Source organism: Desulfovibrio sp. Fe33 (assembly GCF_028532725.1).
GTDB lineage: Bacteria > Desulfobacterota > Desulfovibrionia > Desulfovibrionales > Desulfovibrionaceae > Pseudodesulfovibrio.
This window is the reverse complement of the sequence record NZ_JAQKGU010000010.1, coordinates 117,157-142,397: the sequence shown is the minus strand read 5'-3', so window position 1 is coordinate 142,397 and position 25,241 is coordinate 117,157. Positions and strand designations below refer to the sequence as shown.

At 64.0% G+C, this 25,241-nt stretch carries 20 protein-coding genes; 10 read left to right on the top strand and 10 right to left on the bottom strand.

What is annotated here, in order from left to right; genetic code table 11:
- Window positions 1-54 precede the first annotated feature (54 nt).
- Window positions 55-849, bottom strand: coding sequence for an MBL fold metallo-hydrolase (locus PSN43_RS13255; RefSeq protein ID WP_272701217.1), 795 nt, complete (start codon window positions 847-849; stop codon window positions 55-57).
- 173 nt (window positions 850-1,022) lie between these two features.
- On the opposite strand from PSN43_RS13255, the gene PSN43_RS13250 reads away from it, so the two are divergent.
- The 3 genes from PSN43_RS13250 to PSN43_RS13240 all read left to right on the top strand — a co-directional run bounded on the left by PSN43_RS13250 (window position 1,023) and on the right by PSN43_RS13240 (window position 3,011).
- Window positions 1,023-2,000 carry a lipoate--protein ligase gene (locus PSN43_RS13250; RefSeq protein WP_272701216.1) on the top strand — a complete coding sequence of 326 codons (978 nt, stop codon included), beginning with the start codon at window positions 1,023-1,025 and terminating at the stop codon, window positions 1,998-2,000.
- Between the two features lie 185 nt (window positions 2,001-2,185).
- Window positions 2,186-2,512 (top strand): carboxymuconolactone decarboxylase family protein, encoded by a 327-nt coding sequence (locus PSN43_RS13245; RefSeq protein ID WP_272701215.1) that lies wholly within the window; start codon window positions 2,186-2,188, stop codon window positions 2,510-2,512.
- Window positions 2,513-2,621: 109 nt separating this feature from the next.
- Window positions 2,622-3,011, top strand: a complete 390-nt coding sequence (locus PSN43_RS13240) for a PaaI family thioesterase (RefSeq protein WP_272701214.1) — start codon at window positions 2,622-2,624, stop codon at window positions 3,009-3,011.
- A gap of 99 nt (window positions 3,012-3,110) precedes the next feature.
- Here the strand turns inward: PSN43_RS13240 and PSN43_RS13235 are convergent, their stop codons facing one another.
- The 6 genes from PSN43_RS13235 to PSN43_RS13210 all read right to left on the bottom strand — a co-directional run bounded on the left by PSN43_RS13235 (window position 3,111) and on the right by PSN43_RS13210 (window position 8,263).
- Window positions 3,111-3,419, bottom strand: a complete 309-nt coding sequence (locus tag PSN43_RS13235; protein ID WP_272701213.1) for a DUF6506 family protein — start codon at window positions 3,417-3,419, stop codon at window positions 3,111-3,113.
- A complete protein-coding gene (locus PSN43_RS13230; RefSeq protein WP_272701212.1) occupies window positions 3,416-4,426 on the bottom strand; it encodes an NAD(+)/NADH kinase in 1,011 nt (336 codons plus the stop codon). The genes PSN43_RS13235 and PSN43_RS13230 overlap by 4 nt, the downstream gene beginning before the upstream one ends.
- 65 nt (window positions 4,427-4,491) lie before the next feature.
- Window positions 4,492-5,463: an alpha-ketoacid dehydrogenase subunit beta gene (locus tag PSN43_RS13225; RefSeq protein WP_272701211.1), complete on the bottom strand. Its 972-nt coding sequence runs from the start codon at window positions 5,461-5,463 to the stop codon at window positions 4,492-4,494.
- Between the two features lie 48 nt (window positions 5,464-5,511).
- Complete coding sequence (locus PSN43_RS13220) at window positions 5,512-6,471, bottom strand: thiamine pyrophosphate-dependent dehydrogenase E1 component subunit alpha (protein ID WP_272701210.1); 960 nt, start codon at window positions 6,469-6,471, stop codon at window positions 5,512-5,514.
- Window positions 6,472-6,489: 18 nt separating this feature from the next.
- The gene (locus tag PSN43_RS13215) at window positions 6,490-6,915 is read right to left on the bottom strand and encodes a Lin0512 family protein (protein ID WP_272701209.1); all 426 of its coding nucleotides are present in this window, start codon (window positions 6,913-6,915) and stop codon (window positions 6,490-6,492) included.
- 10 nt (window positions 6,916-6,925) lie between these two features.
- Window positions 6,926-8,263: a dihydrolipoamide acetyltransferase family protein gene (locus tag PSN43_RS13210; RefSeq protein ID WP_272701208.1), complete on the bottom strand. Its 1,338-nt coding sequence runs from the start codon at window positions 8,261-8,263 to the stop codon at window positions 6,926-6,928.
- 318 nt (window positions 8,264-8,581) lie between these two features.
- On the opposite strand from PSN43_RS13210, the gene PSN43_RS13205 reads away from it, so the two are divergent.
- On the top strand, window positions 8,582-10,651 hold the full coding sequence (locus tag PSN43_RS13205; RefSeq protein ID WP_272701207.1) for a sigma-54-dependent Fis family transcriptional regulator: 2,070 nt from the start codon (window positions 8,582-8,584) through the stop codon (window positions 10,649-10,651).
- 80 nt (window positions 10,652-10,731) lie between these two features.
- Here PSN43_RS13205 and PSN43_RS13200 read toward each other — a convergent pair whose 3' ends face one another.
- The 3 genes from PSN43_RS13200 to PSN43_RS13190 are packed head-to-tail and all read right to left on the bottom strand — an operon-like array spanning window position 10,732 to window position 14,949.
- A complete protein-coding gene (locus tag PSN43_RS13200; RefSeq protein ID WP_272701206.1) occupies window positions 10,732-12,891 on the bottom strand; it encodes a tetrathionate reductase family octaheme c-type cytochrome in 2,160 nt (719 codons plus the stop codon).
- Window positions 12,888-14,051 carry an NrfD/PsrC family molybdoenzyme membrane anchor subunit gene (gene nrfD / locus PSN43_RS13195; RefSeq protein ID WP_272701205.1) on the bottom strand — a complete coding sequence of 388 codons (1,164 nt, stop codon included), beginning with the start codon at window positions 14,049-14,051 and terminating at the stop codon, window positions 12,888-12,890. Before nrfD ends, PSN43_RS13200 begins: the two co-directional genes overlap by 4 nt.
- The gene (locus tag PSN43_RS13190) at window positions 14,041-14,949 is read right to left on the bottom strand and encodes a 4Fe-4S dicluster domain-containing protein (RefSeq protein ID WP_272701204.1); all 909 of its coding nucleotides are present in this window, start codon (window positions 14,947-14,949) and stop codon (window positions 14,041-14,043) included. Before PSN43_RS13190 ends, nrfD begins: the two co-directional genes overlap by 11 nt.
- Window positions 14,950-15,059: 110 nt before the next feature.
- On the opposite strand from PSN43_RS13190, the gene PSN43_RS13185 reads away from it, so the two are divergent.
- The 6 genes from PSN43_RS13185 (at window position 15,060) to PSN43_RS13160 (ending at window position 25,237) form a co-directional block, all read left to right on the top strand.
- Window positions 15,060-15,740 carry a Crp/Fnr family transcriptional regulator gene (locus PSN43_RS13185; protein ID WP_272701203.1) on the top strand — a complete coding sequence of 227 codons (681 nt, stop codon included), beginning with the start codon at window positions 15,060-15,062 and terminating at the stop codon, window positions 15,738-15,740.
- 428 nt (window positions 15,741-16,168) lie between these two features.
- On the top strand, window positions 16,169-17,383 hold the full coding sequence (locus tag PSN43_RS13180; RefSeq protein WP_272701202.1) for an efflux RND transporter periplasmic adaptor subunit: 1,215 nt from the start codon (window positions 16,169-16,171) through the stop codon (window positions 17,381-17,383).
- Window positions 17,383-20,487: an efflux RND transporter permease subunit gene (locus tag PSN43_RS13175; RefSeq protein WP_272701201.1), complete on the top strand. Its 3,105-nt coding sequence runs from the start codon at window positions 17,383-17,385 to the stop codon at window positions 20,485-20,487. The genes PSN43_RS13180 and PSN43_RS13175 overlap by 1 nt, the downstream gene beginning before the upstream one ends.
- 303 nt (window positions 20,488-20,790) lie before the next feature.
- The gene (locus tag PSN43_RS13170; protein ID WP_272701200.1) at window positions 20,791-22,749 is read left to right on the top strand and encodes an amylo-alpha-1,6-glucosidase; all 1,959 of its coding nucleotides are present in this window, start codon (window positions 20,791-20,793) and stop codon (window positions 22,747-22,749) included.
- Window positions 22,750-22,751: 2 nt separating this feature from the next.
- On the top strand, window positions 22,752-24,038 hold the full coding sequence (locus PSN43_RS13165) for a glycosyltransferase family 4 protein (RefSeq protein ID WP_272701199.1): 1,287 nt from the start codon (window positions 22,752-22,754) through the stop codon (window positions 24,036-24,038).
- A complete protein-coding gene (locus tag PSN43_RS13160; RefSeq protein WP_272701198.1) occupies window positions 24,035-25,237 on the top strand; it encodes a glycoside hydrolase family 57 protein in 1,203 nt (400 codons plus the stop codon). The genes PSN43_RS13165 and PSN43_RS13160 overlap by 4 nt, the downstream gene beginning before the upstream one ends.
- Window positions 25,238-25,241: the final 4 nt, after the last annotated feature.

Sequence of the window (25,241 nt, the reverse complement as noted above, 5' to 3'; positions counted from 1 at the left end):
ATCAGTAGCCGCAATCGGCCGTGACCGCAATCCGCCCGCAGGAATCAGCAGCCCCTACTCGCCCGGCGGGCAGAGGCGCGCCGAGGGGTTGCCCGCGTCGAGCACATGAACCGGAAGGTCCGGGCGTCCGTACCGTTCCAGCGCGCGCCTGACCGTGAAGGCGAGATGGAACGGATCGCGCCCCTCCGGCGGCATGTGGTAGATGAACACCTCGCGCGGACGGAAGATGCCGTCGATAATCGCCTGGCCGTCGGGATTGTGGAAGAAAATCGGATTGACGAAAACCGCGTCGAGATTCACACCTCTCAGGGCGTCTCCGTAATAATCCGGCACATGATCGGCGTCGCCGGTGAAAAGCAGGTTCATGCCCGCCAGGGAAACGAGCAGGCAGTCGTTGCGCACCTCCCGGAACTGCGGCCCCATGTGGCGCGCGCCCACGGCGGTCACAGACAGCCCCGGCTCGGGCTTCACCGTTCGGGTTTGCCCCGGCAAAAGGCCCATGGACCAGTTCGGAACGCCCTTCTCCGCGAGCGCGTCCCTGTACCGTGCCAGCTCTGGCGAACCTTCGGCCGCGTCCGGCAGAAACACGCCCCTCACGGGCCTGCGGCGAAGGAACTCCAACGCCAGCCCCGGCGTGAAGTGGTCCGGATGCTCGTGGGTGAACAAAAGGTAGTCCAGGTGAACGTAAATACCCTCTCCCCGAGCCATGCGCTCCCTGTCCTCCACGCTCACACGGCTGAACGGATGTCCGTCCTGATCGTGAACGCCGTCCACGAGCAGCCCCAGTCCGCCGCCCCTGACCATGACTCCCGCATTGGCCACGAGATCGATGTCGATACACTCGGTCACGTCTTTCCCTCCTTGCGGCGTTCCCGATGCAAGGGTCATACCCTCTTCGGCCGCCCGAGGCCAGACAGATCGCCGAAGCGGAGCCTTGCCCGGCGGCCCTACAGCGGGTATAGGGCGGACGGCCCGGATTCGCCGGGCCCGCCTTTTGCAATGCCCGCCACAAAGGAGCGTTCATGCGATACATCCACAACCAATCCACCGACCCCGCGTTCAATCTGGCCGCCGAGGAATGGCTGCTGACGGAGTCCGGCGACGAGGTCTTCATGCTCTGGCGCAACCGGCCCGCGGTCATCGTCGGACGAAACCAGAACACCCTGGCAGAAATCGACGAAACCTTCACCCGGGAACGGGACATCCCGGTGGTCCGCAGGCTGAGCGGCGGCGGGGCCGTGTTTCACGACCTCGGAAACATCAACTTCACCTTCATCAACAACGGCAACCCATCGGAAGGACTCGACTTCGAGCGGTTTACCGTGCCCATCCAGCAGGCCCTGCGCTCCATGGACGTGGAATGCGTCTTCAGCGGCCGCAACGACCTGCTCATCGACGGCAAAAAATTTTCGGGCAACGCCCAGCACTTCCACGGCGGGCGCATCCTCCACCACGGCACCCTGCTCTTCGCCTCGGACATGACCGACCTCTCAGGCGCGCTGCGCGTGGACCCGGAAAAATACCGGGACAAGGCGGTAAAAAGCGTGCGCTCCAGGGTGACGAACATATCCAGCCACCTGGAAAAACCCATGGAAGTCACAGAGTTCATCGAGGCGCTCATGGCGTTCGTATCCGACAACGCCTCCCCGGACCATATGGCCCTGACCGACGGCGAGACCGAGGCCATCGACCGGCTGGCCGACAAGCGGTACCGCACCTGGAACTGGAACTTCGGCTCCTCCCCGGCCTACAATTTCAGCCGACGCACCCGCACCCCCGGCGGCCTGCTGGACGTAAACCTCTACGTCAAGAAAGGGCGCGTCCTCAAAGCCCGGCTGTTCGGCGACTACTTCGGCGTCCGCGACGTCGCCGAGCTGGAGGAACGGCTCGTCGGAAGCCGCCACGACCGCCGAGAAATCGAGGAACGCCTGTCCGGAATCCCCCTCGACGACTACTTGCACGGCGTCACCCTGCCCACCCTCCTCGACTGCCTGTTCTAAGCCCGTCCCGGACGGCCTGTTCGAAATCCGAGCAATGTTCACGTCCGGGACAGGCTTCGGCCTTCTTTCCCCATCTCCGCAATCCGTTATTTAAGCAAACATACTGTTTTCTAATACAAAAATTACCGGGGCATACTCCTTGCTGTATTCGTGCATCGCAACTTCAAAACCCAGGAGAAAATCTCATGGATGCATCCGAAAAAGCAGCAACGACCTTGGCCAAAATGACGCAGCGCGCGGGCAACGTCTTCCCGAATTACCTTGCCTTCACAAAGGAGATCAGCCAGTTTGGCCCCATCGATCACAAGACGCAGGAACTGATTCACGTGGCCTGCTCCATGATGTCCCAGTGCGAAATGTGCATCTCCCTTCATATCCAGGGAGCGGCCAGCCACGGGGCGACCAAGGAAGAGATCATGCAGGCCGCCATGCTGGCCATTTCCATGGGCGGCTCGCCGAAGGTCATGTACATGCACTACGTGTTCGACGAACTGGACGACCTTTTCGATTAACCGGACGGCGGATTTCGTCGGGGCCGTGGGGCGTGCGTTCCGCCCCGGGCCCCGAAGCTCCGCCGCCAGCCCGACGGCGGACGACCAGGCCGCCTTCCCGGAGGCATTGATGGAGATAAAGACCCACGAAGGCATCGACCGCGCCCTGTGCGGCGAGCCGGTCGAAATAAAGGAAGGGAGCAGCACGGTCCGGCTGGAATGCGCCCCGTGCATGGCCGCCGACGCCAGCGGACTGGTGCACGGCGGGTTCATATTCGGCTTGGCCGACTATGCCGCCATGCTGTCCGTCAACCACCCGAACGTGGTCCTCGGCGCGGCCGAGACCCGCTTCCTGAAACCGTCCCGAGTGGGCGACGTGCTCATCGCCACGGCGCAGGACCAGACCCCGCAGGAGCGCAAGCATCTCGTACAGGTGGAAGTGTCGTGCGGCGAAGATGTGGTCTTCAGCGGAACGTTCACCTGCTTCGTGACCAAGGAGCACGTGCTCGCCGGGGCCTGACCTGCGTCCCGGACCGGGTGATTTCGCATCCGGCGGGCAAGGCTTCCCGCCCCTGCATCCCATGTTGCGCCTGCGGCGCGGCAAACGTCCTTTCTTCGGCTAGCCGAACAGGGTGTCCCCGCTGACGTTGCCCAGGCCCGGATGCACGTCGAACCGGACCGCGCCCACCGGCACATTCACCGCCGCCGCCACGCGGGCGGTCCCCGCGACGCCGAATCCGCCGCACAGCTCTATGGCGGCGACGCCTTCCTTCTCAACCAGGTCTCGGGCCACGGTTTCGGCCTGAGCATAGTCCTTCACGGCCACGGCCAGCAGCTCCACGGCCTCGGTCCTGACCCAGTTGCGGTCCCGCGCCGGATCGGTGTTGGGCGCGACAAAGATGAATGCGGCTTTCAGTGCCTTGCTCATATCGACTCCTTTGCTTTTTTGTACGGTCCCCGAAACAGCCCCTCATCCCTGGCCAGGGCCATGGTCCTGTCCACGTCGATGACCAGGGGGCCTTCGGTGTTCAGCCGAATGGACGCGCGGGAGCCGCTCGGTATCTCCACCTCGCGTTCGCCGTCCAGGGCGATGAGTCCGGGGCTTGTCTCGATGTTGAAAATCTCTCCGGGGGCCATCTCCGTGACGCCGGTGACGGGCACGTCCGCGAACATGCCCGGCGCGATGGCGGCGGTAACCACCAAGGGCGATCCGTTCCCGAGACGCAGTGCGAGCCCCTTCGGTTCCTCCGGCCGGATGGAACGCAACTGGCCGCCGATGGCCGACAGCCCGATGGCGCTTGCGCTGCACCGGGTCAGGAACAGTTGGGGCACCTTGTCCATGTGCCAGACCGCCTTGGACGCGAGAAACACGTCGTCGTACACCGCCGCGTCCACCAGGGCCATGTCCGCCACCTCGCCGTCGAGGAGGACATCGAACATGCAGGAACGGTAGCAGCATTTGTCGCGGGACAACCGCCCGCAGGCCACCAGCCCGGCGGCCAGCCCCGCCACGGTGGCCTCCCCCATGAAGGGAAAGACGTTGTTTGTCCCCGTGGAAAGCGGCAGAAGCGGAACGGCCGTCGAGCCTTTGCAGGCCGCCCGGCTGGTGCCGTCGCCTCCGAGGACGACAAGGCACTGCGCGCCGAGGATTTCCATGATGCCCGCCGCCACGGTGGTGTCGGTCTGGCTGTTGCGGATGGGCATTTCCACCGCTTCCACGGGGATGGAAGGAGAAATGGCGTTGAGGGCTCTCGGCACGATGGCGTAGGAGTCCGGCATGTAGAGAATTCTGGTCACCCCGGCCTTTTCCAGGCCGAGGATGAGCCGCCGGACCATACGCACCTTTTCCTGGTTGTCGAAAACGGAACCGTGGGCCACCAGGCGGCGGATGTCCTTGCCGGAGGCGGGATTGGCCAGAATGGCTGCGATGCTCAATGGGTCGCCCTCATGAGAGTGCGGCGGAAGGACGGCCGAAACCGCCCTCCCGCCAGGCTATGGGATTAGCGAATGCTCTTGACTGCCGCGACGATGTTGTCCGCGCCGGGAATGTAGAACTGCTCCAGCGGCGGGGAGAACGGCACCGGGCAGAACGGCGCGCCGACCCGCTTCACCGGGGCGTCCAGGTAATCGAGGGCCTCTTCGGCCGCCATGGCCGCGATCTCCGCGCCGGGACCGGCGAACTGCACGGCCTCGTGGACCACGACCAGGGCATGGGTCTTCCTGACGGACTCCAGGATGATATCCTTGTCCAGCGGCTGGAGGCAGCGCGGGTCCACGACCTCGGCGTCGATGCCGTCGGCCTTGAGCCGCTCCGCCGCTTCCAGGGCGGAGTAGACCATCTGGGAGGTGGCCACGATGGTCACGTCCGCGCCCTCGCGCTTGACCTCGCCCTTGCCCAGCTCAATGGAGTAGCTCTCGTCCGGAACCTCGCCGGAAACCCCGTAAAGCAGCTTGTGCTCCAGGAAGACCACCGGGTTGTCGTCGCGAATGGCGCTGATGAGCAGCCCCTTGGCGTCATAGGGGGTGGAAGGGATGACCACCTTGAGGCCGGGGATGTTCATGAACCAGGACTCCAAGGATTGGGAGTGCTGGGCGGCCGCGCCGATACCCGCGCCCTGGGGCATACGCAGGGTCATGGGCACCGTAGCCTTGCCGCCGAACATGAAACGCATCTTGGCGGCCTGGTTGAAGAGCTGGTCCATGGCCACGCCGATGAAGTCGACGAACATGAGCTCGGCCACGGGCCGCAGCCCGGCCGCCGCTGCACCGGCGGCCGCGCCGACAATGGCGCTTTCGGTGATGGGGGTGTCCATGACGCGGTCTTCGCCGAACTGGTCGAACAGGCCCTGGGTGACGCCGAAGCAACCGCCGAACCGGCCCACGTCCTCGCCGAGAATGAACACGTTCCCGTCGCGCTCCATTTCCTGCCTCAACGCCTCATTGAGTGCCTGAAGATATGTTTTTTCGGACATTGTTCTCTCCGTAGAATTTTATTGGATTCGTTAAAGGTGAACCGCCGGTTAGGCGTAAACGTCGTCCATGAGCACGCTGGTGGACGGCATCGGGCTGTTCTTGGCGAAGTCCACGGCCTCGTCGATATCCTTGGCGATGCGCTCCTTGATCGTGTCCGCTTCCTTCCTGGACAGGGTCTTGCTCTCCAACAGCTTGGCCTCGAACCGGGGGATGGGGTCCTTGGCCATCCATTCCTCCAGCTCCTCCACGCAACGGTAGGTGCAGGCATCGCCCTCGAAATGACCGCGCCAACGGTAGGTCTTGCACTCGATGAGCGAGGGGCCTTGGCCGTTGCGGGCGCGCTTCACGGCCTCGGTGACCGCCTCGTGCACGGCCAGCACGTCGTTGCCGTCGACCACCACGCCGGGCATGTCGTAGGCGGCGGCGCGGTCGGCGATGTCGACCACGGCCATGGACTTGCACTGCGGGCAGGAGATGCCGTAGCCGTTGTTCTCATTGACGAAAACCAGGGGCAGCTTCCAGGCGCTGGCCATGTTCAGAGCCTCCTGGGTCGTACCTTGGTTCGATGCGCCGTCGCCGAAGAAGCAGAGGGCCACGTCCTTGGATTTCTTGTACTTGGCGGCCAGAGCCGCGCCCACGGCCAACGGCCCACCGCCGCCCACGATGCCGTTCGCGCCGAGGATGCCGAGGTCGAGGTCGGCGATGTGCATGGAACCGCCCTTGCCCTTGCAATAGCCGGTGGAGCGGCCGAAAATCTCGGCCATCATCAGCTTCAGATCGCCGCCCTTGGCCAGCAGATGACCGTGGCCGCGATGGGTGCTGGTAATCATGTCGGCATCGGTCAGGGCCGAACAGGCCCCGGTGGCCACGGCTTCCTCTCCGAGATAGAGGTGCACGAAGCCCGGAATCTCGCCCGCGGCGAAAAATTCCTGCAATCTCTGCTCGAACAATCTGATTTTGTTCATGGTTTCATACATGTGAATCAATGTCTTCTTGCTAAGAGCCATTGCTTTCTCTCCTGTAAGTTATTCGGCCTTGGCGGCGCATCCGCCGGCCTGTTGGTTCGATCCTTCCGCTCCCTCCGCCGCGTCCATCTCAATGGAGACGGTCAGGGCGGCGCAGGCCGCGACTATGTTGCTCACGCCCGGGGCGAAGCACGGGACCTCCAGCCCCGGCACGCTCATTCCCCCGGCGCGCACCGTCAGGGACGTTTCGCCGATGGGAATGCAGGCGAGCACCGCGTCGCGGTCCACGCCGTCGGGGTTCGGAACGGCCACATCCGCATGGACATGCACCCCCTGGAATCGATCACGGCCGCAGATTTCCACGATGCCGCACAGGCAGACGCGGGACACGGCGTCGCGCACCGCGCGGACAGCGGCCTTGGTCATGTCCTCGCCGTGCAGGTCGGCGGCGTAGCCGAGTTCGATCGCAAACCGCTTCAATGCCATGGGAGCCCCCTTAGACGATCATCAGGCCCGGGGTTTCCAGCATGTCTCCAAGCTCGCGCAGGAAGGCCATGGCCGGAGCCCCGTCCGTGGTCATGTGGTTGAAGGTCAGGGACAGGGTCATCATCCGGCGCACCGCGATTTCGCCGTTGTGAACGGCGGGCTTCTCGACGATCCGGCCCACGCCCAGAATGCCGGTCTCGGGCGGGTTGAGGATGGGTGTGAAGCCGTCCACGCCGAGCATACTGACGTTGCTGATGGTGAAGGTGCCGCCGCTGATTTCATCCATGCTCAGGCCGCCCTTGCGCGCCCGCCCCGCCACGTCGCGGATACGGGTCCTGAGCTCTTCGAGACCGAAGGTGTCGGCTTCCTTGACGTTGGGCACGATGAGCCCCTTGTCGATGGACACGGCGACGCCGAGGTTGACGCGCTCGTGCAGATGGATGCCGTCCTCCTGAAGCGTGGAGTTCATGATCGGATGCCGCTTCAGGGCGCGGCAGACGGCGTAGGAGATGATGTCGTTGTAGGACAGGCGGTACTCGGCGTCGCGTCTGTTGCGCTCCAGCAGCCGCGTGCGCAGGTCCACCATCCCGGTGACGTCGACCTCCACGAACACGGTCAACTGGGCGGCGTTCTGAAGGCTCGCCTGCATGTTGTCCGCGATGAGCCTGCGCACGCCCTCCATGGGCAGCACGGTGTCCCTGGCGGCGGGCGCGGCGGCCACGGGCTGGTCGGCAGCCGGATTCATGGCGCGCAGAATATCCGCCTTGGTGATCCTGCCGTCCTCGCCGGTTCCCTCGACCATGGAAAGGTCGATGCCCTGCTTGCGGGCGAACTCGATGGCCTTGGGGCTGGCGTTGATTCCGGCAAAGGCCGAATCGGCATGGGCCTGGACGTCCTTCATGGTGATGGAACCGTTCCGCCCGGTCCCGGCGACTGCGGCCAGGTCCACGCCCAGCTCGCGGGCGAGCTTGCGCGCGGCGGGCATGGCCGGAACGAACTTGCCGTCCCCGGCGGGAGCGGCGGCGGACGCTTCCGCCACGGCTGCGGGAGCCGCCTCCGCACCTGCCCCGCCGGCCCCGGAAGGCGCGGCCGCGCTCTCCACGGCCTCACCGGGCGCGGCGATGATGCCGAGCACGGCCTGTACCGGCGCCACGTCCCCCTCGGGGACGATGATTTTAGCCAGAACGCCCCCGGCGGGCGATTCGACCGAGTTGGTAATCTTGTCCGTCTCCACCTCGAACAAGGGCTCTCCGGCTTCGACCGAATCCCCTTCGCCCTTAAGCCAGCGGACGACCTTACCTTCCTTCATGGTCAGGCCCCACTTGGGCATTATCACATTTTGAGCCATAACCAAGTCCTCCTGTTTTTTTGCTTATGTTCGCAGGAGGATTGCAACGGCGGTGCCAATAGATTTAAACCAATTATTTTAGCATAATATCACGTATTTCTAGATTTTTGGCCGAACAACTGTTCGGGGCGCGAACAACCGGCGGCAATTCACTAAAACGTCTTTCAAACAGCCGCATCGCACTGATATAAAAAGTCTATTCGATAATTCGCCATAGACTGAGCGTTCGGATTTGGAACACTTGACACGATTTTGACCTTGGAGGACAACGACCATGCGGTCATAAATGCATTTCCTGTGTCAGTCCGGAGGCAAGTCATGCACCTGCTCCTCAGAGATGGAAACGGATTCGAAATACGGCGGGACCCGCACGAGCCGGAAGGCCGTGCGTCCCTTCCAGTGCTCCGCTCGCGCGCGCAACGCGGCGCGCAAGTCGACTATTCAAGCTGGAAACGGTTCGTGGAAGGCAAGAGGGTGAAGGCGAAGGACGTGGATCAGTCCCTGCTCGAATCCTGGCAGCGTTGCAAGGACATGGCCGTTGACCCGGCCCCCCGCAGTTGCTGGGACTTCCTGCCCATGAACCAGCTCGAACAGTTCACCATCACCCTGGAAAGAATCTGCGGAGAGATCGAAAACACGGCCTATGACCTCATCAAGGGCAAGGGGCTGCTCATGACCATCGCCAACGCCGACGCCCGCGTGGCCCGGACCTGCGGAGACCTCGCCGTCCTGCGCGAAGCGGACCGGCTCAACTTCGGGCCCGGCGCGAACTGGTCGGAATCCTGCGTGGGCACCAACGCCATCGGCACAGCCCTGGCCACGGGACGCCCCATGCAGGTCTTCGGCGCGGAGCATTTCTGCGAAAGCCATCACAGATGGAACTGCACCGCCGCGCCGATCCTCGACCCCCGGGGCAACGTCTGGGGCTGCTTCGACATCTCCGGCCCGACCACGGCCGACCATTCCGGAGCCATGGACCTCGTGCTCCATGCCGCCAGGGCTTTGGAGCAGAACCTGAGCCGCCTCTACTGTTCCGAACTGGAAGGCCAGATGGCCTCCCTGTTCTCCTCCATGTTCAATTCGGTCATGACCGGCGTGCTGTTCCTGAACAAATCCGGAAGGATCACGAGCGCCAACAACACCGCCGAGCTGTTGCTGAGCCGGTCAGGCGACGCCCTGCGCGGCCGCAAGGCCGAGGAATTTTTCGACCTGGCGCCGTATCTCGCCAAGGCCAAGAACGCCTCCCTGTGCGAACCGGTCATCGTCAAGTGCCTGGTCAATTCCAACCTGTACATCCGGGTCATGCCGACCTTCAGCGCCAGCGGCGCATGGCTCGACACCATAGTCACGGTCAGCGAGACCCAGCGCGCGCGGCAGTTCGCGGCCGGTTCGCGCACCGCCTCCCGCAGGCAGCCCGACTCCGAGGACATCAAGGGATTCGAGCATGTGCTTCATGTCGGCACAGCCATGCGCCAGGCCATCCGCCGGGCGGCCAATGCCGCCCGCACCCCGTCCACCGTGCTGCTCACCGGCGAATCCGGCACCGGCAAGGAGCTCTTCGCCAAGGGCATCCACCTGGCCGGCCCCCGCGCCGACCAGCCCTTCGTGGCCGTGAACTGCGGCGCGTTCACGGAAGAACTGGTCCAGAGCGAGCTGTTCGGCTACCGGGAAGGAGCCTTCACCGGCGCGGTCAAGCGGGGCAGGGTCGGCAAATTCCAGAAAGCGGACAAGGGCGTGCTCTTCCTCGACGAGATTTCCGAGATGCCCCTGTCCCAGCAGGTCAACCTGCTCCGCGCGCTTGAAGAACGCGCCGTGGTCCCGGTGGGCGGCACCAGCCCCCTGCCCGTGGACGTGAAGATACTGGCGGCCACCAACAAGAACCTGCGCGACCTGGTGGACCGGGGACTCTTCCGCGAGGACCTCTATTACCGGCTCAACGTCGTGACCATCGCCATTCCACCGCTGCGGGAACGCGGCGACGACGTCTCCCTGCTGGCCGAACATCACCTCAACCGGCTGTGCGAGGCCTTCGGCATTCCCTGCCCGGCCATCTCCCCCGAAGCCGGGGCGCTGCTCATGGCCCACGACTGGCCCGGCAACGTGCGCGAGCTCGTCAATTGCCTGGAGTACGCGGCGAACAACTTGTCCGGCGACCTGCTCCTGCCCGAGCATCTGCCCGACTACCTCCTGGAAAAAACGGGCGGCAAGGCCATCGGCTCCGCCGACCGCTCCCGGGACAAGGGATTCCTCCTCAAGCATCGCGAAGCCGACGCCATCCGCGAGGCCCTGGACTTCCATCAAGGCAACATCAGCAAGACGGCCAAGGCCTTGGGCATCGGCCGCAACACCCTGTACGCCAAGATGGACCGCTACGGCATCCAGGCCTGACGCAGCAGGCGGCATCCACATGCAAAAAGGCCCGGAGTCGCGCGACTCCGGGCCTTGCCTTTTGCGGGAGGATTTCTCCCTTACTTCGGGGCGGGCCCCTGTCCGAGCGGCAACTGGCTGAACCGGCCGCCGTAGAGGATCGGGTCGCCCTTGTAGCCGAGCTTCCTGAAGTCGACGTAGTCGGTCTTGCCTATCAGGTCGCCCACATCGCGGCCCATCATCCGCAGCAGCTCGAAGTCCGCGCCCTTTTCCGTCAGTTCCCGGAACTTCACGTCGCGGGCGTCCTGATGGCAGCGGTCGCAGGTCTTCTCACCCTTGAGGCTGTCATGGCACTGGACGCAGGAGAGCGCGTGCTCCTTGGGCATGACTTCGTGCTCTATGCGCCAGTACATTTCCGTGGCCACCCAGATGTACTCGCCGCTGTACGGCAGCTTGGCCTTTTCCATGCCTTCCTTGAAGGCGGCCTGCCAGTCCGCGCCCTTCCAATATGCGGTCTTGTCCTCCTTGTCATACGGATACAGATGCGGGAGGAGCAGATAGCGATGCTTGGCGTCGGCGGGCTGGATGCCGGACATGATCTTGAACGGCGTGATCCGCGAATGCGGGTCCTTGATGGACCCTATCGGCTCGGTGATGTTCGTCTTCACCAGACCGGCCTTCTGTGCGTCGGTCAATTGATCGCCGGACTTGAACCCCTTGGCCTCGGGGTTGATGGCGTCGCCGAGCAGCAGCCGCTTCATGAACCCGTTGTACCAGGCGTATTCGGGCTTCACGGATTCGCCCCAGCGGAAGTCGCCCTTCTTCCAGTCGTAGTCGGGCTTGCCGTACTTGTCCTTTCCGATCTCGCGCTTCTTGTCTCCGGCGGTGGACCAGTCCCACCACGTCTTGGTGGGGGCGCACTTGGAGTAGATGGGCGAATGGCAGGTGTTGCAGGCCACGGTTTCGCAATGCTTGTTCAGGTGATGGTCGAGCAGGGTCTCGCCGTAATGGGGCTTGGTGGTGTGGCAGTCCTCGCAGGCGCGGGACCCCTCGGCCACCGGAGCCGACGTGGACCGGCCCGATATCTTGTGGTTGCGGGTCTTGTGACACTCCACGCAGGAGAAGTCGTACCCGCCCATGTGTACGTCGCAGTTGCGGTCCGGCCAGTACAGCTCTGCGGACATGTCCGCGTGCTTGACCGCATCGCCCCCGCCGCCGCTGAAGTGGCAGGCCCCGCAGGTCTTCCTGCTGGTGGGGCCGACGCGCTGCGCCACGTAGAGCATGTCCACCTTGGGGTCGGGCATACCCGCCGCCGGCGGCGCCTTCTTGTAGCTGCCCGTGGTGTCGTGACAGACCAGGCAGTCGATGTTGTTCTTGTTGGAGAAGTCGAAAGACCCATCCTTCCAGCCGTATCCCGCATGACATGATGTGCAACGAGCCTCGTTGCTGATGGGGGATATTCAGAAGTTGTTGAGCGTCGTGGTCCCCTTGCCGGACATGACGCTCCGTCTGTGTTCCACCGTGTAGGGGGACGGGCCGCGCCACAGCCAGTGGGCCGTGTCGAGCATGTCCTCGCCCGCCTGCTCGTGGCAGCGCAGGCATTCCCCGGTCACCTGTTGGGGCGTGGGATTCTCCGGGAGCCTGACCAGTTCCTTGTGGTCCACGCTCCGCTTGGAATGGCACCCTTCGCAGCTCACCGGGCCCTGCTTCATCTCCTCATGGCAGTTCATGCACTGCATGTGGTAGGCCGCCTTGAGGCCGATGCGCTCGGGATTCTTCTCCGAGAACGCGTCCTGATGGCAGGAGCGGCAGGCCACGGTTTCCGACGCTTCGGGATCCGCGGGCCGGTAGTGATGGCAGGACGCGCAATCGCCGCCGAGAGCGGCCGCGTGCTTGGCGTGCATGAACCGCACGGGTTCATACTTGCGGCCGAAGGTCTCCACCAGCGGGCTGTCCAGCAGCATGTAGCTGCGCTTGATGTCCTTGGGGCCGATGCCCATTTCGCGCAAGCGCTGCTGCCGCAGGGGCAGGTCCTCCATGAGCACCTTTTCCACATACGGATACGGCTTGCGGGCCTCTTCCTCGGCCTTCACCTGGTCCACGGGCGACCAGCCTTCCGGCCTCGGCGTCTGATCCTTCCGGGACTTGGCCGGAGGCTCGGCGGACGCGCCCGGAGCCGTGGCGGCCACGGAAGGGACGGCCCCGGCCAGAATCGCCGCCGCGAAGGCGAACGTCAGCCATCCGAGTATCTTCCTCATCATTGCGACACCTCCTGTCGTTGGGCGGAAAGCACCGGGAACCAGGTCACGATCAGGCGGTAGAGGAAGAAGATCGTGGCCACGGCCCCGACGGTGACGAGAATCTCGCCGATGGCCGGATAGTACGGGTAGGTCGCGTACGGGGCCTTGAAGGAGACCACGAACACGTTGAACCGATTGAGCATGACGCCCGACACGATGAGCAGCGCCGCGATGAACAGCAGCCTGCGGGAGCTGCGCACCGCACGGGAGAGCAGCATGAACCACGGCAGGACCACGCCCAGCCCCACTTCCACCAGGAAGGCGTTGCTCTGGGCCGAACCGTCCAGCAGGGTCGTATACGCCCCCCGCGCGATCAGGTCGCCGATCTTCAGGAACATGTACACGCCCAGCAGCAGGATGGTGATCCTGGACAGCGGGGTGAGCACGTTCATCTCGGACTCCAGCTTGAGCGAGGAGGTGGCGATGGTCGTCTCCACGATGACCATGGGATACCCCACGGCGAAGGCCGAGGTCAGGAAGAGCAGCGGCAGATACGGGGTGTACCACAGCGGCGACACCTTGGTGGGCGCGATGACCAGCAGGGTGCCGAGGCTCGACTGGTGCATACAGGACAACACCACCCCGAGGATGATGAAGACCCACATGGTCTTGTCCAGCATCCGGTTCAGCAAGGCCAGAAGCCTTATCCGGTCCCCCAGCCGTTCGGCCAGCACAGGAATGAACTCGATCCACAGAACGGAGACGTAGACCATGACGCACATGGCCACCTCGAACAGGGCCGAGTTGTGATTCTGGAAGAAAACCGGCTTCCAGATGGCCCAGGAGCGGCCGATATCGAAGAACACGGCCAGGGCCACGAAGGTGTAGCCCAGCGCGGCGGTCAGCAGCGCGGGCCGGGTCACGGCCTCGTAGTAGTGGCGGCCCAGGATATGCCCCAGAAAGGCGGTGGTGAACCCGCCCGCGGCCAGGGCCACGCCCGAGGCCACGTCCAGTCCGATCCAGATGCCCCACGGATAGTGGTTGTTCAGGTTCGTCACGGCGGCCAGCCCGTAGGTGTAGCGGACCGCCAGGGTCAGGCCCGCCCCGATCATCAGGGCCAGCATGACCAGCACGCCCGGCGTCCAGAAGGGCCGGGCCACGGGTTGCGGCTTATGCGTCATGATCGCCCTCCTTGCCGTGCTTGCGGGAAGTCGCGCCCATGACCACCCCCAGAACCCCGAACAGGGCCAGCGGAGACCATAGGTAGCTGAACAGCGAACTCTGAATGGTCTCCGTGGTCTGCGGCATGGGCCGCGTGGGCAGCTTCTGGAAGCCGACCTTCTCGAAGTCCACGTTGGAGATGTACAGCCAACTCGTGCCGCCCACCTCGTGTTCGCCGTAGATGTGATCCAGGTACTTGCCGGGATCGCTCTCGATGCGGTTGCGCGCCATGCGCAGCAGCTCCGAACGCCTGCCGAAGGTGATCGCCTCCACCGGGCAGATCGATGCGCATCCGGGCTTGCCGCCCTCCTTTGCGATGCGCTCGTAGCAGAAGGTGCACTTGCGCACCCGCGGCATGATGGGCTTGTCGTACTCGTAGGCCGGAATTTCAAAGGGGCAGGCGGCCATGCAGTAGCGGCAGCCGATGCACTTGTCGACGTCGTAGTGCACCGCCCCGTTGTCCTTCTTGGTCAAAGCCCCGGTGATGCAGGCCGAAACGCAGGCCGGGTCCTGGCAATGCATACATTGCACCTTCACGAAGGTGGGCGCCAGCTTGTCGCGGTCGTCGATGCGTCCCGGATAATAACGGTTGATGACGGTGAAGACGTTCTGATCCGGCCGCCGCTTGGCGTCGAGCACGGTCAGATCGTCGAACTTCACGGCGGGCTCGGGCAGGTCGTTGACCTCCTTGCACGCCTGCTCGCACTTGCGGCACCCTACGCAGCGCGTCAAATCCACCAGGCAGCCGTAGGGATCGGGCGGCGCCTTGGATTGCCACGCCTGCGCATTTCCGGGGGCCGCCGAGGCCGCTCCCGCGACCCCCAACGCTCCCAAAAATCCTCTGCGGGAAATAGTCATTTAAATACCTCCTTACATTATAGGCTATTAAAGCCTATTCACGCATATATCATAGGAGAATTTTTTTATCATCACATTGATCGCGATCAATTTTTATGGGAAAAAAAGCCATGGACAACTTCCGGTTATTACGACGAATCCCCCTCTTCGCGGGACTTGAGGACGAGGCGGTCCGGGCGCTGGCCAACCGGGCCGAGACCAATGTCTACGAGCCGGGGGATCGGATCATCAGCCAGTCGGACGAAACCCAGGCCTTCTTCATCGTCCTGTCCGGGAGGGCCAAGATTTTCCGCAGCACCCCGGAAGGCAAGGAGCAGACCCTCTACCTGGTGGAGGCGGGGCAACCGTTCTGCTTCTGCACGGCCTTCACGGACAAGCCCTACCCCGTGGACGTGACCGCCCTCGAAGAGAGCCTCGTGGCAGGCATCCCTTCGGAGGACATGGAGGATTTGGCCCGGCGCGAGCCCATCCTCCTGCTCAAGATCATGCAGACCCTGGCGGGCAGACTGCTGGAGACCATGAATCTCGTGGAATCACTGGCCCTGCACGGCACACAGAAGCGGATCGCCCGTTTCCTCCGCCACTCCGAGGGGTGTTGCGCGACCCGTCCCGGCGACCCGTTTTCCCTGCACATTTCCCACGCCGAAATGGCCAGAATCGTCGGCACCACCCCGGAGACGCTTTCCCGCGTCATCCAGAGATTCAAACGGCTCCGCCTCATCGAGGCCTCGGGCCGGAACATTCGCATCCTCGACCACGACGGCCTCGACGACGCCACGCGCAACGACTGATGCGAACCGGCGGGACCCTCCGCCCGGACGAAGTCCTTTACAATTTCGGAAAAGGCTTGCCGGATCACCACGGCGGCTCCGCCCGGCAGTCCGCATTCTGAAAAAATCAATAAATAAAAGCTGATAACAATCTTTCAAAAATAGAAGGGGAAACGCCTTCCCGGAAAGGCGCGCCCTCACTCCTTCCCCCTGAACCTGCACCGCTCATTTTTCTGCAAGCGGCAAGAAAGCGAATCGCCTAGGGATTCCCCGTGCGGTGACATGTCGGGGCGGCCGGGACCGCTATTAGCGTGGGCAGCCCCATTGTATTTGCGTTTCTTTGCAATTATAAACTCGGTCAGTGTGAATAAAACGACCGTCCGCCGGTGTCCGGCGGTTTGACGTCATACGGCTCCCGCCCGATGCGGGGCTGCATACCGGGAGGGCATGTGCCTCGCTCACTTATTGGTGAACTCAAGAAGAATCGAGCCTGTCGCCGGGCCGTTGTCCGCCCGGTCCTGACCGGGCTGCTCTGCCTGCTTGCCGCGGGCTTCCTCGCGGCCTGCGGAAACGGCGAAAAGAAGGCCAAACGCGAACAGGTGGTCCCGGTCACGGCTGCGGAGGCCGTGCGCGAGGATGTCCCTGTGACGCTGTCCGCGGTGGGCAACGTCACGCCGCTCGCCTCGGTGGAGATCAAGTCCAGGGTGGGCGGGATCATCGAGAAGCAGTTGGTCCAAAACGGCCAGGACGTGGAGGCGGGCGACCTGCTCTTCCAGGTCGATTCCCGCTCCTTCGACCTGGCGGTCATGGAGGCCCAGGCCCGGCTCGACCGGGACCGCGCCCACCTGAACAAGGCCAAGGAGGACCTGCGCCGCTACTCCAAGCTCCGCGACCTGAACGTGGTTGCCCAGGAGTCCTACGACAACACCTTTGCCGAGGCCACGTCCCTGGAAAACACCATCCGGCTCAACGAGGCCGCCCTCGAAAAGGCCCGGCTCGACCGCGACTACGCCTCCATCCGCGCCCCCATCCCCGGGCGGGTGGGCATCGTCCAGGTGAACGTCGGCAACGTCATCAAGGCCAACGACGACCGCACCTTGTGCGTCATCAACCAGATCAGGCCCATCAACATTTCCTTCACCCTGCCGGAACGGTACCTGGGCGAAATCATGGCACGCCGCCGACAGGGCCCCATGCGCGTGCGCATCACCCCTTCCGGCACGGACGCCGCGCCCGTGGACGCGGACCTTGCCGCCGTGGACAACGCCGTGGACACGACCACCGGCACCATCCGCCTGCTGGCCTCCTACCCCAACGAGGACACCCGGTTCTGGCCCGGCCAGTTCGCCCGGGTGGAACTGACCCTGCGCATCCTGAAGGACGCCCTGCTCCTGCCCACCGGCGCGGTCATGCAGGGCATGGAGGGGCCTTACGTCTACGTCATCACGACGGACAAGGACGCCCCGTCGACGGGAACCGTTGAGGCGCGACAGGTGACGGCCTCCCACATCGTGGGCAAGCGGACCGTCATCGGCGCGGGGCTTGACTCCGGCGAGCTGGTGGTCCTGGACGGCCAGGTGAGTCTGAGCCCCGGCGCGAAGGTATCCATCAAGAACGCTCCCGGCGACGGCAAGGGACAAGGCCCGTCCAAGGACGGCGAATAATGAATCCGTCCGCCCTTTTCGTCCGACGCCCGGTCATGACCACCCTACTCATGACCGCCATCCTGGTGTTCGGCATCATGGCCTACCTGAGGCTGCCGGTCAGCGACCTGCCCAACGTGGACTTTCCGACCATCGAGGTCTCGGCCCAGCTCTCCGGCGCCAACCCCGAGACCATGGCCTCGTCCGTGGCCACGCCGCTGGAGAAGCAGTTCTCGACCATCGCGGGCCTGGATTCCATGACCTCGGTTTCAAGCCTTGGCTCCACGCGCGTCACCCTCCAGTTCGACCTGGAGCGGAACATCGACGACGCCGCGCTGGACGTGCAGTCGGCCATCACCACGGCCCTGCGGCGGCTGCCCGACGACATGACCTCCACTCCAAGCTTCCGCAAGGTCAACCCGGCGGACTCGCCGATCCTCTACCTTTCGCTTTCCTCGCCGACCATGCGGCTGTCCGACGTCAACGAGTACGCCGAGAACTTCATGGCCCAGCGCATCTCCATGGTCAACGGCGTGGCCCAGGTCATGGTCTACGGCTCCCAGAAGTACGCGGTGCGCATCCAGCTTTCGCCCGAAAAGCTCTCCTCCATGGAATTGGGCGTGGACGAAGTGGCCGAGGCCGTGCGCAAGGGCAACGTCAACCTGCCTGTGGGCACCGTGGCCGGTCCCGTGCGCGAGTACATCGTCCGCTCCAGCGGCAAACTCATGAACGCCGAGGACTACAAGCCGCTGGTGGTGGCCTGGCGCAAGGGCGCGCCCGTGCGGCTGTCCGACGTGGCCCACGTCTTCGACTCCGTGGAGCAGATCAGACGGCGCAACTGGTACAACGGCCAACCCGGCATGGTCCTGGCCATCCAGCGCCAGCCCGGCACGAACACCGTGGAGGTGGTCGAGGCCGTGCGCGACCTGCTGCCCACCTTCCAGGCCCAACTGCCCGCCGCCGTCAAACTCGACATCCTCTACGACCGCTCCGAGTCCATCAAGGAATCCATCGAGGACGTCCAGTTCACCCTGCTGCTCACCGTTGCCCTGGTCATCACGGTCATATTCCTTTTTCTGCGCAGGCTGTCGGCCACGATCATACCGAGTCTGGCCCTGCCCATGTCCATCATCGGCACCTTCGCGGTCATGCATGTCCACGGCTTCAGCCTGAACAACATCTCGCTCATGGCGCTGACCCTGTCCGTGGGCTTCGTGGTGGACGACGCCATCGTCATGCTCGAAAACATCGTCCGCCACGGGGAGATGGGCAAATCCACCATGGAGGCGGTCATGGACGGCTCCAGGGAGATCGCCTTCACCATCGTCTCCATGACCATATCCCTGGCCGCCGTGTTCCTGCCCGTGCTCTTCATGGGCGGCATCGTGGGGCGCCTCTTCCACGAATTCGCGGTGACCATCTGCGCCTCCATCCTCATATCCGGGCTGGTCTCGCTGACCCTGACCCCCATGCTGTGCAGCCTGATAATCCGCCCGCGCGCGGAACAGAAACGCGGAGGCAGGATCTTCAACCTGTTCGAACGCGGCTTCGAGGGGCTGCGCAACGCCTACGCGGCGTCCCTGGACTGGACCATCCGCCACCACAGGCTGACCATGCTCGCCTCCGTCCTGGTCCTGGCCCTGACCGTGATCCTGTTCCGCGCCATTCCCAAGGGATTCCTGCCCACCGAGGACGCGGGCAGGCTGATGGTCCGCACCGAGGCCGAACAGGGCGTGGCCTTCGACATCATGAAGACGCGCCAGCACCAGCTCATGGCCATCATCAGCAAGGACCCGGCCGTGGAAGGCTACATGTCCGTTGTCGGCGGAGGCGGCCCCAACCAGGGCGGCAACTCCGGGCGGCTCATGGTGGACCTCAAGCCCCGCCGCGAACGCGGGCCCATCGAAGCGGTCCAGCAGCGGCTCCGGGCCAAACTCGCGCAGGTGCCGGGAATCCGGTCATACGTGTCCAATCCCCCGGCCATCCGCATCGGCGGGCGCAGCTCCAAGGGGCAGTACCAGTACACCCTGCAAAGCCCGGACACCGAAGCCCTTTTCCTGGCCGCCGCCGAAATGGAAAAACGCATGAGGGACCTGCCCAACGTGCAGGACGTCTCCTCGGACATGGAATTCGACAATCCCGAACTGGCCATCGACATAGACCGCGACAGGGCCTCGGCGCTGGGCATCTCCGCCTACCAGATCGAGGACGCCCTCTCGACATCCTTCGGAAACCGCAAGGTTTCATCCATCTACGCGCCCACGGACACCTACGACGTCATCATGGAGCTGGCTCCGGAATACCAAAGCAACCCGGACGCCCTGGCCATGCTCTCCGTGCGGTCGCAAAACGGCAGGCTCATCCGCCTGGAAACGCTGGCCAAGTGGGGGCTCGGCGTGGGGCCGCTGTCCATCAACCACTCGGGCCAACTGCCTTCGGCGACCATCTCCTTCAACCTGCCGCCGGGCGAGTCCCTGGGCTCGGCCGTGGACGCGGTCTCCGGGCTGGCGCGCGAAGTGATTCCCGCCTCGGTGTCCACAAGCTTCCAGGGCGAGGCCCAGGCGTTCCAGGACTCCATGCGCGGCCTGTGGGTCCTGCTGGCCATGGCCATCCTGGTCATCTACCTGGTCCTCGGCGTGCTCTACGAATCCTTCATCCACCCCCTGACCATTCTTTCCGGCCTGCCGTCGGCGGGCGTGGGCGCGCTGCTCACGCTGATGCTCTTCGGGCTCGACCTGAACATTTACGGCTTCGTGGGCATCATCATGCTCATCGGCATCGTCAAGAAAAACGCCATCATGATGATCGACTTCGCGGTGGAGACCCAGCGCGAACACGGACTGCGCGCGGCCGAAGCGATTCGCGAAGGCGCGCTGATACGTTTCCGGCCGATCATGATGACCACCATGGCGGCCCTCATGGGCACCCTGCCCATCGCGCTGGGACTGGGCGCGGGGGCCGAGGCCCGACGGCCGCTCGGCCTGGCCGTGGTCGGCGGGCTCATGGTCTCCCAGCTCCTGACCCTCTACTTCACCCCGGTCTACTTCATGTACCTGGACGCGGCGCAGCAACGGCTCAACCGGCTCTTCGGCAAGTCCGAGGCCGTGCGTCCACACTCCGAATAACGAGTCTTCCCCGGCCATCCGCCGGGGCGAAAAGCACCGCCGCAACCACGGCGCGGGACGCGGCCTCAGGGCCGCGTCTTCGTTTATCCGAACCCTGCCGGGAACCGCGAAAGACCGCCCGCGGGCAATTCCGCGCGCCCGTTGTCACGCTTCGCAATCCTTTCGCGTACCGTTTTGAAAATAATAATCCACAAAATACTTTTTCGCTTGCAACCAGCCGTATTTTTCTATCAACTATCACAATCGGAAATACCCCTTCCGGGGCAGCTCCCATCTTCCGAACCTCATGAACAGGTGGTCATCATGCTGCATATTTCCAGGGAAGAATGCGTCAACACCGAAACGGCGACCAGAAAGGAATGGATAGACGGGAACGGTCTGGGCGGCTACGCGTCCAGCACCATCATCAATTGCCACACCCGCAAGTACCACGGAATACTCATCGCGGCGCTCAAGGAGCCGAAAGGGAGGTTCGTCCTCCTCTCCAAACTGGAGACATCGGTCCTGGCCAACGACAAGGAATTTCTCCTGTCGTCCAACAAATTCCCCGGCGTGTACCATCCCACCGGGCATCAGTTCGTGGACTCCTTCGACCAGGGCCTCTATCCCTCCACGACCTATCGCATCGGCGACGCCCTCATCCGCAAGTCCTTCCTCATGATCCACGGCCAAAACACCGTGCTGGTCTGCTACGAACTCCTTGAAGGCAAGGTCAAACCCGCCCTGCGCCTGCGCCCCCTGCTGGCCTACCGGGAAATCCACAAGCTGACCAGGGAGAACATGTTCCTGCGGCCCAAGTCCTACCCCGAGCGCAACGGCCGCAAGATTCAGCCCTACGAAGGGATGCCCCCGCTCTACATGGCCACCAACCGGGCCTCGGAGTTCTTCCCCGGCCCCAAGTGGACCTACAACATCGAATACCTCATGGAACGGGCGCGCGGTTTCGACTATCAGGAGGACCTGTTCTGCCCCGGCATGTTCGAAACGCGCCTGGAAAAGGGCAAACCCGTAATCTTCGCCGCGTCCGTGGAGCCGCTTGGCAACCTGGAGCGGCTGCGCAAAAAGGAGATCGCCCGGCGCGAGGACGAATTCGAGGCCTGCAAGGACCGCAGCCGGTCCACCCGATGGCTCAAATATTTCTCCGGCATGTTCCTGATCCGCAACCCCTCCGGGTTCGCCTCGGTCATCGCCGGTTACCACTGGTTCGGCGAATGGGGCCGCGACACCATGATAAGCCTGCCGGGACTGACCTTTTACGCCGGACGCCGCAAGTTCGGCGAAGAGGTCCTGGCCGCCTATGCGGGGCTGTGCCGCGACGGGCTGCTGCCAAACTACCTGGACCAGAACTCCGACCACCTGGCCTACAACTCGGTGGACGCCTCCCTGTGGTTCTTCTGGGCCGTCCAGGAGTATCTCAAAACACGGGGGAGCATGGACTTCGTCATGGACCGGATATACCCGGCCCTGCGCTCCATCGTGACCGCCCACCTGGACGGCCGCGTGCCCCTGTGCGGGCTAGACAGTGACGGGCTGCTCCACGCGGGCAACGAACACACCCAGCTCACCTGGATGGACGCCCAGGCCTACGGGCGGCCGGTCACGCCGCGCCACGGCGCGGCGGTGGAGATCAACGCCCTGTGGTACAACGCGCTGCGTTTTTTCCAGGAACTGGCGACCGGCCCGGACAACGAAACGGCCGGGCGCGCCGGTGAGGCGGCCGACCGTCTCCAGGCGAACTTCGTGGCCCGCTTCTGGAACGACCGGGACAACTGCCTGTGCGACGTGGTCAACGAGCACGGCCGGGACCGGCGCATCCGGCCCAACCAGATATTCGCCCTGTCCCTGCCGCACACCATGCTCGACTACCACCTCATGCGCGCGGTCATCGGCGTGGTCCAGGCCCACCTGCTGACCCCTTACGGCCTGCGTACCCTATCGCCCCGCGATCCGGCCTACTCGCCCTTCTACAAGGGCGACGCCGACTCACGCGACTCGGCCTACCACCAGGGCATGGTCTGGCCCTGGCTGGCCGGGCATTTCGGCCAGGCCCTGCTGCGCCAGGCCGAGGACCGCGCCGGAACCGGAGCGTTCCTGCTCAAATACTTCAAGCCGATTCTGCGCGCATTCCCCGACGACCTCTGCATCAACGCGGTGCCGGAGCTGTACACGGGCAACCCGCCGCACGCGCCCAAGGGCGCCGTGGCCCAGGCATGGTCCATGGCCGAGGCCATCCGCCTGAACAAGCTCCTCAAGGAGAAATAGCCATGCGCGTACTCATGTTCGGCTGGGAATTCCCGCCGTATATCTCGGGCGGCCTGGGAACGGCCTGCCTGGGCCTGACCAAGGGACTGGCCAATCTCGGGACCGACATCCTGTTCGTCCTGCCCCGGCTGGACTCCGACGAGGAGGCGCAACACCTGACCCTGCTCGGAGCCAACCGGCTGCGCGCCAAGGTCGGCGTGTCCGAAATCCGGGAGTTGCAGGAAAGGATGTCCGTGCTGGAGGTGCTCTCGCCACTGCGCCCCTACCTCACGGAAAAGGAATACCGCTTCCTGCTCGAAAAGAACGAGCAGGTCACCACCGAAGACATCTTCGCGGAACTTGAAAACGACTTCTCGGGCGGATACGGCGCGAACCTCATGGACGAAATCGTGCGCTACAGCCTCATAGGCGCGCACCTGGGCCTGACCGAGCGGTTCGACGTCATCCACGCCCACGACTGGCTGACCGCCCCGGCGGGCATCGAGGCCAAACGGGTCTCGGGCAAGCCCCTGGTGGTCCACGCGCACGCCCTGGAGTTCGACCGCTCCGGCGAGCACGTCAACCAGTCCGTCTACGACATCGAGCGGGCCGGATTCGAAGCCGCCGACCGGATTATCGCGGTCAGCCACCTCACCATGGAAACCATCGTCAACCGATACGGCATCTCCCCGGACAAGATCTCCGTGGTCCATAACGCCGTGGCCAAACACCGGCGGCTGGGACAACTCCGCGTCAAGAAGCCGTTCAAGGAGAAGCTGGTCCTTTTCCTGGGGCGCATCACCTTTCAGAAAGGCCCGGACTACTTCGTCGAGGCGGCGGCCAAGGTGCTCGAAAAACACCGCGACGTCCGCTTCGCCATGGCCGGGACCGGCGACATGTTCCCCCGCATGGTCGAACGCATGGCCGAACTCCGGCTGGGCGACAGGTTCCACTTCACCGGCTTCGTGCGCGGAACCGACGTGGAGCGCATCTACGCCATGAGCGACCTCTACGTCATGCCGAGCGTGTCCGAACCCTTCGGCATCACCCCGCTGGAGGCCACGGTCTTCGACGTGCCGTGCATCGTCTCCAAGCAGTCCGGCGTGGCCGAGGTCCTCAAGGACGCGGTCAAGGTGGACTTCTGGGACGTGGACCGGCTGGCCCATGAGATCGAGGACATCCTCACCAACGAGGAACGGGCCAGAACGCTGGTCGAACGCGGGCGGGAAACACTCAAGAACATCCAGTGGGACCAGGCCGCGGAAAAGGTCCTCGACGTATATCGGCAACTGACCGGAGGACTGTCATGACTTCCGTGTGCTTCTACTTCCAGGTCCACCAGCCCATGCGCCTGGACAAGGACTATTCGTTCTTCAGCCTGGGGCGCAGCCACCACTATCGCGACGAAGCCGCCAACCGGGACATCATGCGCAAGGTGGCCCAGAAGTGCTACCTGCCCGCCAACCGGCTGATGCTCGACCTCATCGAGGAGTTCAAGGGTAAATTCCGCATCTCCTACGCCATCACCGGCGTGGCCATGGAGCAGTTCCAGGAGTTCTGCCCCGAGGTCCTGGATTCCTTCCGGACCCTGGCCGACACCGGCTGCGTGGAGTTCATCGGCGAGACCCACTACCACTCCCTGGCCTTCCTGTTCTCGAAGGAGGAGTTCCGCCGACAGGTGAAGATGCACGGCCGCATACTGGAGGAGTTCTTCGGCTCCAAGCCCGTGACCTTCCGCAACACCGAGCTGATCTACAACAACGACCTGGCCCAGGAGATCGAGAAGATGGGCTACAAGGCCATCCTGGCCGAGGGCGCGGACCAGGTGCTGGGCTGGCGCTCGCCCAACTTCGTCTACCAGCCCGCCGGCTGCTCCAAGCTCAAGGCACTGCTCAAGAACTACCGGCTTTCGGACGACGTGGCCTTCCGTTTTTCGGACCGGGGATGGACCGAGTGGCCCGTGACCACCGAGAAATTCGCAGGATGGGTCCACGGCTCGGCAGGCAGCGGCGAGATCATCAACCTGTTCATGGACTACGAGACCATCGGAGAGCACCAGTGGGCGGACACCGGCATCTTCGAGTTCTTCAGGAGCCTGCCGGGAGCGGTCCTGGCCCACGGCGACTTCGTCTTCGAAACGCCCGGCGAGGCCGCCGCCCACCTGGACCCCATGGCCCAGCTCGACGTGCCCTACTTCACCTCCTGGGCCGACCTGGAGCGCGATGTGACCGCATGGCTGGGCAACCCCATGCAGGACCAGGCCGCCGAAATGGCCTACTCCCTGGAGAGCAGGGTCATGGCCTCGGGCGATGCGGACATCATCGCCACCTGGCGCGAGCTCCTGACCAGCGACCATTTCTATTACATGTGCACCAAGTGGTTTTCCGACGGCGACGTGCACAAGTACTTCAACCCGTACGACACCCCGCATCAGGCGTTCATCACCTACATGAACGTCCTCAACGATCTCGCCCTCCGGCTGGACGGCGGGAACGGAAAACAGGGGTAGGAGA